At 49.0% G+C, this 7,672-nt stretch carries 9 protein-coding genes and 1 pseudogene; 3 read left to right on the top strand and 7 right to left on the bottom strand.

Going from position 1 to position 7,672, the window contains the following annotated elements; all coding sequences use genetic code 11:
- Positions 1 to 118: 118 nt before the first annotated feature.
- The 3 genes and pseudogenes from K0778_RS24265 to K0778_RS24255 all read left to right on the top strand — a co-directional run.
- A pseudogene (locus K0778_RS24265) lies at positions 119 to 2,947 on the top strand (helicase-related protein); the annotation flags it as partial.
- Between the two features lie 33 nt (positions 2,948 to 2,980).
- Positions 2,981 to 3,421: a hypothetical protein gene (locus K0778_RS24260; RefSeq protein ID WP_047653052.1), complete on the top strand. Its 441-nt coding sequence runs from the start codon at positions 2,981 to 2,983 to the stop codon at positions 3,419 to 3,421.
- Positions 3,418 to 3,666: a hypothetical protein gene (locus tag K0778_RS24255; RefSeq protein ID WP_000747846.1), complete on the top strand. Its 249-nt coding sequence runs from the start codon at positions 3,418 to 3,420 to the stop codon at positions 3,664 to 3,666. Before K0778_RS24260 ends, K0778_RS24255 begins: the two co-directional genes overlap by 4 nt.
- A gap of 39 nt (positions 3,667 to 3,705) precedes the next feature.
- On the opposite strand, the gene K0778_RS24250 is transcribed toward K0778_RS24255, so the two are convergent.
- The 7 genes from K0778_RS24250 to K0778_RS27940 all read right to left on the bottom strand — a co-directional run.
- Entirely contained in the window at positions 3,706 to 4,347 is a 642-nt protein-coding gene (locus K0778_RS24250) for a maturation control protein (protein WP_072643627.1), read from the bottom strand.
- 189 nt (positions 4,348 to 4,536) lie between these two features.
- Entirely contained in the window at positions 4,537 to 5,097 is a 561-nt protein-coding gene (locus K0778_RS24245; protein WP_072643624.1) for a Ref family protein, read from the bottom strand.
- Positions 5,098 to 5,342: 245 nt separating this feature from the next.
- Positions 5,343 to 5,654 (bottom strand): lysogeny establishment protein, encoded by a 312-nt coding sequence (locus K0778_RS24240; protein WP_072643625.1) that lies wholly within the window; start codon positions 5,652 to 5,654, stop codon positions 5,343 to 5,345.
- A 50-nt stretch (positions 5,655 to 5,704) separates the two neighbouring features.
- Positions 5,705 to 6,736: a site-specific integrase gene (locus tag K0778_RS24235; RefSeq protein ID WP_000067532.1), complete on the bottom strand. Its 1,032-nt coding sequence runs from the start codon at positions 6,734 to 6,736 to the stop codon at positions 5,705 to 5,707.
- 7 nt (positions 6,737 to 6,743) lie between these two features.
- Complete coding sequence (locus K0778_RS24230; protein WP_032162347.1) at positions 6,744 to 6,965, bottom strand: hypothetical protein; 222 nt, start codon at positions 6,963 to 6,965, stop codon at positions 6,744 to 6,746.
- A 466-nt stretch (positions 6,966 to 7,431) separates the two neighbouring features.
- Positions 7,432 to 7,620 (bottom strand): hypothetical protein, encoded by a 189-nt coding sequence (locus K0778_RS28515; RefSeq protein WP_308464168.1) that lies wholly within the window; start codon positions 7,618 to 7,620, stop codon positions 7,432 to 7,434.
- On the bottom strand, positions 7,602 to 7,672 hold a 71-nt coding region (locus K0778_RS27940; RefSeq protein WP_002906209.1), incomplete at its 5' end, for a hypothetical protein. The genes K0778_RS27940 and K0778_RS28515, both read right to left, overlap by 19 nt.

Raw genomic sequence — 7,672 nt, 5'->3', positions numbered from 1 at the left:
ACCTAACCGGCGATTACGTCTGGCGGCAGAGCCGCAGACTGGAAGACGGGAAGTTTCGGCCCTTACGGATGCCCGGAAAACCTTAGCGTACGATTTTTTCCGAATTCTGCGGGCTCCCCTGATAGATAAGGGCGAGTTTATTCAGTTGCAGGTTCCGGAAGCGTTCGAGCAGGAAGTGAATAAGCGCCTGGCCAGGTTTGGCATTGACGAACAGACCGTAACTCACCCCGTTACGCCCAAATACGCGAAGCTGATCGCCACGCTGAAGGAGTTTTTCCCGGAAGGTAAGCAAATCATCTTCACCGATGAAAAAACGCAGCACCAGAAGCTCAAGCGCATTATCTGCAATGCTCTAAACCTTGAACCTTCAAAGGTGGGGATCCTGAATGCTCAGACGGTTGCCGAGGCAGGTAAAACCGGTAAGAAACTGAAAGCGGTTAAACCGCCGAAAGAGCTACCGGATGAACCAACAGATGCACAGATAGCGAAATACAACGAGCAAATGGCTCTGTATGACGCCTATATCGCGCAGCAAAATGAAATGTCGTTGGGCGGTCTGGAAAAGATTGCAGCCGACTTCCAGGAGGGCCGGACTCCGATCATCATCTGCAACAAAAAGGCAGAGGTGGGTATCAACCTGCATCGAGGAACGACGGATATCCACCACCTGACGTTGCCGTGGACACCAGCCAGTATCGCACAGCGTAACGGTCGCGGTGCCCGAGTTGGTTCCAACCGTGCAAGCGTTCGCGTTCACTACTACTGCGGTAAGGGGTCTTTCGATGAATACCGACTGAAGACGCTGAAGCGTAAAGCAGGCTGGATCTCCGATATCCTCCGTTCAGATAAGTCAGAAATGGAGAACGCCGACGCCAATGACATGATCGAAATGCAGATGTATACCGCGAAGGATGACGGCGAACGTCTGGCAATGATGCAGGTTCAAATGGATAAGGCGAAAGCTGCGAAACGCGCTCGCCAGAAAGAACAGGCTACTATCGACCTTCAGAACTACATCAAGGCGCAGCACGCAGCTGGCGAGGATGTGGAGGTACTTACCGCTGAATTAGAGCGAAGCAAAGCGGAACTTGAAAAGACCACCGCCGAGGTAGCTAAATTCAAACAGGCGGCAATGGCCAAGGCAGCGGATAACGCAGACTGGAAGGCCCGCTGGGGGAGTGTCCATCACACAGACCGTATGTTGTTAGCACAGTATCGCGCGTCGTTGAAAAGCGCCATTCAGCGCAAGGCTAATATCTCTCAGGCCATCTCCCGCTATGAGAAATTATTGAACCGTACCCAGAAGGCCGCGACGGATATCAAACGCCTGCGCCCGCTGGTGGAGGATGCAATAAATAAAGGCATTCTGGATGTTGATCCTGATCTGGTTAACCATGCGAATGAGTTCCTTGTTATCGGCGATCGCTCATGGCGTGTAGGCCAATACTACGATTGTGCCGGTGATATCGTTCGCATTAAGTCGCTGGACTTCGACAGCCAGCGCGCAGACGTGGAGATCATCTTTACCTTCAAAGGCACCAAATCGGGTAACTGGGATGTGAAGACGCTGGATAAACAGGTTGATGTAACTCCTGATGAAGATGCTGTTATGCAGAAAATCAGTGGTGGCGTCTCCATCGCCGGGATTAACGACATCATTTCCTGTGACGATTTCTACCGTTTCCAGCAGCGCGGCATGATCAAAATCACTGACTCATACGGCGTTCAGACTACAGAGTCAGGCTATAGCATTGATTTTGTTGGTACCTATACGGACCCACTGAAGCATGTGGTTTACCCGGATCGCCGTGACGGCGCGCTGAAGTCGTCAATTGCAAAATGGGTGCTTGGTATGATGTCGGAAGGGAATAACCGCCAGATCCGTTCGGCAGAAACATTCCTGGTTGAATTGTTTGGCTCCAATTATGGCGATGTAATCGCGTCATACGGGGATACGCTATCCCCTGAAGCAATTCAGGAGAAAATAGCGGATGCGATCGCAAAAATGCCGGAGAAAACAAGCCAGGGGGCTACTCGTAACGGGGATTCTGAACTTGAGATCACCAATGCCATTTTCGGTACCAATGAGTTCCGGGCGTCAGATTTTGAGGTCACCACAGCACAGTTTGGCACCATTGGCATTTACAGCAATAAAGACGAGATCAAACAGGCAATGGACGCTGCAAGCGCGCGCATTGCAGCAGAACGGAAAGCCAATCTGAATCATGCAGTCGCCGCACTGACTCAATCGTGGGTAACAGCAATCAGGGAGGCCGCCACCACAGGGAAAATCACACCGGCAATTGCGGATGTCGTAAACGACGGCTCTAAATTTATGGATGCCTATCAAATGGATGCGGTGCAGTTGCCATCAGCCTATGGGCAACTCAGCTATCGCATGACCTACAACCTGGTATCAATGTTTTCCGACCTTGCCATCCTTGGGCTGGTGGATCTTAACGAGGTTACGCCGGAATTACTCAGCATGCGCAAGAATCATGTTGAGATATTGCAGAGAATTAACACGGTTCTTGCCGGGCGCACCGATGAAGAGAAACAGGCCGACGCTGATCGGATAAACCTGGCTCTAGGCAACATCACGGAGGAAGAAATTGCCGCCAGAAACGAGAAACAAGAAGAGTTATCATCAATACAGGGTGATGCCACCAGCATAGTTCAGTCTCTTGGGCTGAATTATCGCGTATCCACCGCCGACCTGAAGATGATGTACGCACCAAAATTCGCCGCTGGCGAGGTATTTGGGCTTCAGGAAGCCTCCGGCATGAAAGGGGTTCTTTTCCGTGCGAAAGACGCAATCAAGGCGAAATTCGGCGCTCGCTGGTTGCCAGCGAAGGCGAAGAACAGCGACTTCCCAGGTAACTGGTGGATTATCGAGACAAAACACAACGTGGCGGACGTTCTGGCCGTCATCCAACAATACGCATAACAGGAGCGCCCGGTTCGCCGGGCGTCGCATAATATGGTCACACTATCTGATACAATAAAACCGAATAAAACATATCTTGAGGCGGTGCTGCGTACGGCGTTGTTAGGAAAGACAGAAGACGAATACGTTGATTTCTTCCTGTCAGGGCTACGCGGGCGATTACTGAAAAATCCCCGCCTGTACCGCAGTTATGGCCCATACTGGCCGGAAATTAAAAAATTATTACTGGAGCGCGGTTATGGTAATTTCGGTCGTCTCGTTGACCGTGACGTTCGCAAAATTTACCGTTATGACCGCCCGGCGCTAACACTCATAGCCGCGACGCTCTACAGCCAGGAGCGTTTTGATAATGGTCAGATATACTCAGCCTGGCATTTACTGCCAGTGCCTGAAGAAGTTGACGACCAGGACTATGAGTTTGAGTCTTACGATTTGGAAGTTGAAGCCTTGGCACAGGCTGGAGAGAAAACTTGAAAAAGCGATACTACACAGTAAAGCATGGGACGCTACGAGCATTACAAGAGTTTGCTGACAAGCATAACGTTGAGGTGCGCAGGGAAGGGGGAAGTAAAGCTCTGCGCATGTACCGTCCGGACGGGAAATGGCGTACGGTCGTCGATTTCAAAACAAACAGTGTTCCCCAGGGCGTCCGCGACCGGGCATTCGAAGAATGGGAGCAGATCATCATAGATAACGCATTGCTCCTGAATGCTGATTAAACTTCCCGCCATTTTGCCCGGTCTGTCGCCGGGCATCTTTCAGAGATAATTACCTTTACCCGTCAATTCCCCTCGTGGTACTTGTCTTTGCGCCAGTGTTTGGGTTCCGCGAATTATGTTAATCAGAGGGCTTAGTAACGATGGTTCCTGGCGGGCCTCAACTTCTCCAGTCATTGCCCTGATGTAGTCGGCGCTTGCAACGTTGTTGTATTCCGTTGCGAAGCAGCATAACAACGTCAGAACGTGCTCTGTCGTTATTTCGCTCCAGTTGATGTTGAAAAATTCATCGCCTTTTTTATCGTGTTCGGAATCGAAGATGCTTTGGTGGAGGATGTATTTGCCGGATTCCTTGCGCGGTAACTTGATTGCTTTCTGGCGTTCCAGCTCCTTATAAATCTGCATTGCCTCAATTAGTACCGGCCTGCCGTTCATGAAGGGATCGCGCAACCTTACACGCTGGCCAACTCGACCAGTAATAAAGCTGTTTTCCTCTTCCACCAGCACGATAAAACCCTTTTCCTCTTTTTCTCGCAATTCTCGCAGCAGCTGGAGTTCCATATCGCGGCGGCGTTCAGGGTAGCTGGTCCGCTCAGCCATTATCAGCTCGTTATTGATCCATGCAGCAGTCATTGACGCCGGTTTGCCGACGCTCATCGAAACAACGCATATTTTCTTATCCATAGCGCCCCCTACAAAAAAGAAAAGCCACCAGCGGCGGCTTAGCAATACAACTGAAGGTAGCGCCCGGTACTCAGACTGTGCCGTCCATGGAATATTTGAAAAGGGATCCATCCGTACCGGGCATGTGATGATTCTGACTGAAGTCACTTGTCAGTTGTCAATCACTTAGCATTAAAAATAATATATTTATTAGTGCATGGTGTTTGCCATCTCATAGGCGTCAGCCAGTAACTCCATCTCTGACTTGTTCAGCAGGGTGAATTCTTTCTTGCCTCCAACCACACCATCGGCATGAACAGGGACCAGCCAGGGGTATTTTGCTCTTACTTCAGCCGGTGCTGCATGCTGGTGGTGCCATCTACAAAGTGGCAATTGCTTTTTGTGACAACCAGGCGCGGTACGACCGGAGATATGGTGCAGAGACACCTCTTCAGATATTACTCCATGCATGTAGCAGGCAATGCAGGGGAGAGTGCCAAGAGCATTGGCGATGGTCCGTTCCTCCGCCGTCGGTGTTCGCCCCTTCAAGCCACGAGATTTTATTTTTACCGCACTTTTCCGCGTTTTGCTGGCTGGTGGGCACTCTTTCTGTTTAGCGATACGGCGGTCGATAGAATCCCGCATTTTCTGATATTGCGATTCTCGCCAGGCGGGGTCAGCCAACTTTTCCCGTTGCCGAGCGATCGCTCGTTCTCTGGCTGCCTTCTGCCACTCGCGGCGCTGTTCAAGTTTTTGTTCGATTGTTTTCATATGGCAAAAAAAAGGCGGCCTGATGGCCGCCAATGATGTCAAGGAGTGAAGTAATGGCAACGTCTTCGTAGTTGACAAAAACTGCGGCTCAATTATAGCAATCAATTAGAGCAATCAAAGTTATTTATTTATCGCGAATCACATTTTTTCACTTCAGTACCTGTGTGCTATACTCCTTTTTGATTGATTGGATGCGGAATACAAACCCGCTCTTTTGTGCAGCCTGGCTCCTTGCCAGGCTTTTTTTATTTCAGCATGGAAGCTGTTAACGCTTTGGACCTTGCTGAACTGATTGAAAGGGCTTTGTCAACGTGCCCCAAAAATTCGCCAAACTCGGCCATCACTTTGGCAAAACCGCGCCGTACTTCTTTCTCGGTGGCATTCATCACGAAATGTTCAGCACTACGCATACTTTTGACAGGGAACGCAACGGATATTGAGTCAATATCAGGCATTCTATCGCTCAGCTTTACAGTGACAATGACGGCTGGCGACTGAATATTAGTGCTTACAGACAGCACTACATATTTTCCGTCGATGTTGAAATCCTTTCTCACATGTCACCATAAATATCAAAGAATTAGAGCAATCATTTACGCGTTAATGGCTAATCGCCATCTTCCAGCAGGCGCACCATTGCCCCTGTTTCACTATCCAGGTTACGAATGTAGTTCATGACAATATTTACGTTGGTCCAGCCACCAGCTTGCATGATCTCCGGTATTGAAACTCCGGCGCGGGCCATATCTCGCGCGGCACCGACACGGGCACTGTGTCCAGACCAGGCCAGGTACCTCTGGCCAGAGTCATCCTTAGCTCCGTAAATCAATCGGTGAGTTGCTTCAAAAATCCCTTCCAGGGCGCGAGTTGATAGCTGGCTGGTGGATGATGGCGAGGCAACACCATTTTTTCTGACGCGGCAAAACAGGTAGTTATTCGGATCATCAGCTACACCAGAGACAGAAATCCATCGCTCGACCAGTTTAGTTACCCCCAGGCTAAGTGCCTTCTCTACACCAGCGGTGCTAACCAGCGTTTTCGTTCTGCCAATATGGATTAACATTCTCCCACCGTCAGTACGTGAGATATCTTTAACCCTGATCCTGGCAATTTCGGCTATACGTAACAGGGTGTTATAAGCAATCCCCAGAAATGCCAGATTACGTATATCCTGGCAGCGATCGCTATTTTCCATGAGCGAACGAACCTGGTCGAAATCAGTGCGTTCGAACGCCAGTGCCTGTTTTGCACGTTCACCGGCATCAACGTTTTCTTTTCGGATCCGCCGCATGACCAGTGAAACAGCATTGCTGTCACTTGGTCGTGGCAGCCCGGACCGACGATGAAGCATGTTTAGCTGGCCCAAATGTTGCTGGATAGTTTTCACTGCCAGACCGCGCGCCTGAAGATATAGAAGATAATCGCGAACATCTTCAGGTTCTGCGGGAAACCATTTCCGGTTATTCAACTTGCACCATGCCGCCCATGACCGGCAAACGGACAGAAGCATTTTCCAGGTATGCTCAGAAAACGCCTGGCGATCCCTGAACATGTCCATCAGGTTCTTGCGAACCTCATCACTCGTTGCATCGACCGGTAATGCAGGCAAATTTTGGTGTACGGTCAGTAAATTGGACATTTGACACTCAGATAATGGTTTTAAGTAAAGTGTACAGGATCGGCTCTGCCTTTACCTGTTTATGGTTCTCGTCATAGAAACGCCAACGACCGCGACTGCGTTCTATCTTTTCTTCACCGCGCGATAATGACAGTTGACAACTATCACGATCAAACCCTTTTGCCCGCCAGTAGCCACGGTTTTTCTCAAGCTCAATATGAGTGGACACTTTAGCAGCTGAATATCCCATTTTTCACCTCTGATTGATTGGTGGTGCTAAGTGCGCTACGCGAAATCTGGAGCACTAACACTGCCAACATTTCGCAGATTTTACGTAGCGCAACCTTGATCAAATGATCAAGTGATCACTATTTGACCTGATAAGGTATTTAACTGTATGGATTTACAGGTAAATTGATCATGTTCAATAACCCTTAAGATAACTTCGTATAATGTATACTATACGAAGTTATTAGGTCCGAAGAGGAGTTTACGTCCAGCTGCGCATAAAAATCAAGAATTATTAGAGCAATAAATTTTGAGAGAAAAATCCCACTCCACCAGCCAAAAACTGGATTGTTTTTCATAGTTGTTTGACAATTGCTCTAATAAATTATAGTTTTGCCGCCGTTACGTAATACGACTTTGGATTCACTATTTAATGTGTCTTCAGCGTTGTAGAGCGGCTCAGAAGGAAATGAGCAAACAGGGAAACCTTATACAACGGCATTACAGCTATGGAAGGTGCGAATAAGCAGGTCATTTCTTCCCAAGCTGACTCGCTGATTAAAATTTCGCGGATCTGGGCCGATTTTTTTCCCGCAAACACATCGAATCAGCCTATTTAGGCTATTTTTTCCACCATTTCTGGCGTTATTTCCGGTTTTTACTGAGATCTCTCCCACTGACGTATCATTTGGTCCACCCGAAACAGGTTGGCCAGGGTGAATAACATCG

The organism is Escherichia sp. XD33 (assembly GCF_019375075.1).
Taxonomy (GTDB): Bacteria; Pseudomonadota; Gammaproteobacteria; order Enterobacterales; family Enterobacteriaceae; genus Enterobacter; species Enterobacter flexneri_A.
The sequence above is the reverse complement of the archived record's forward strand: the minus strand, read 5'-3'. Positions and strand labels throughout refer to the sequence as shown.

Excerpts from the sequence above, each read along its gene's own strand:
- K0778_RS24260 (WP_047653052.1), top strand. The coding sequence starts at position 2,981 with ATGGTCACACTATCTGATACAATAAAACCGAATAAAACATATCTTGAG.
- K0778_RS24250 (WP_072643627.1), bottom strand. The coding sequence starts at position 4,347 with ATGGATAAGAAAATATGCGTTGTTTCGATGAGCGTCGGCAAACCGGCG.
- K0778_RS24245 (WP_072643624.1), bottom strand. The coding sequence starts at position 5,097 with ATGAAAACAATCGAACAAAAACTTGAACAGCGCCGCGAGTGGCAGAAG.
- K0778_RS24235 (WP_000067532.1), bottom strand. The coding sequence starts at position 6,736 with ATGTCCAATTTACTGACCGTACACCAAAATTTGCCTGCATTACCGGTC.
- K0778_RS24230 (WP_032162347.1), bottom strand. The coding sequence starts at position 6,965 with ATGGGATATTCAGCTGCTAAAGTGTCCACTCATATTGAGCTTGAGAAA.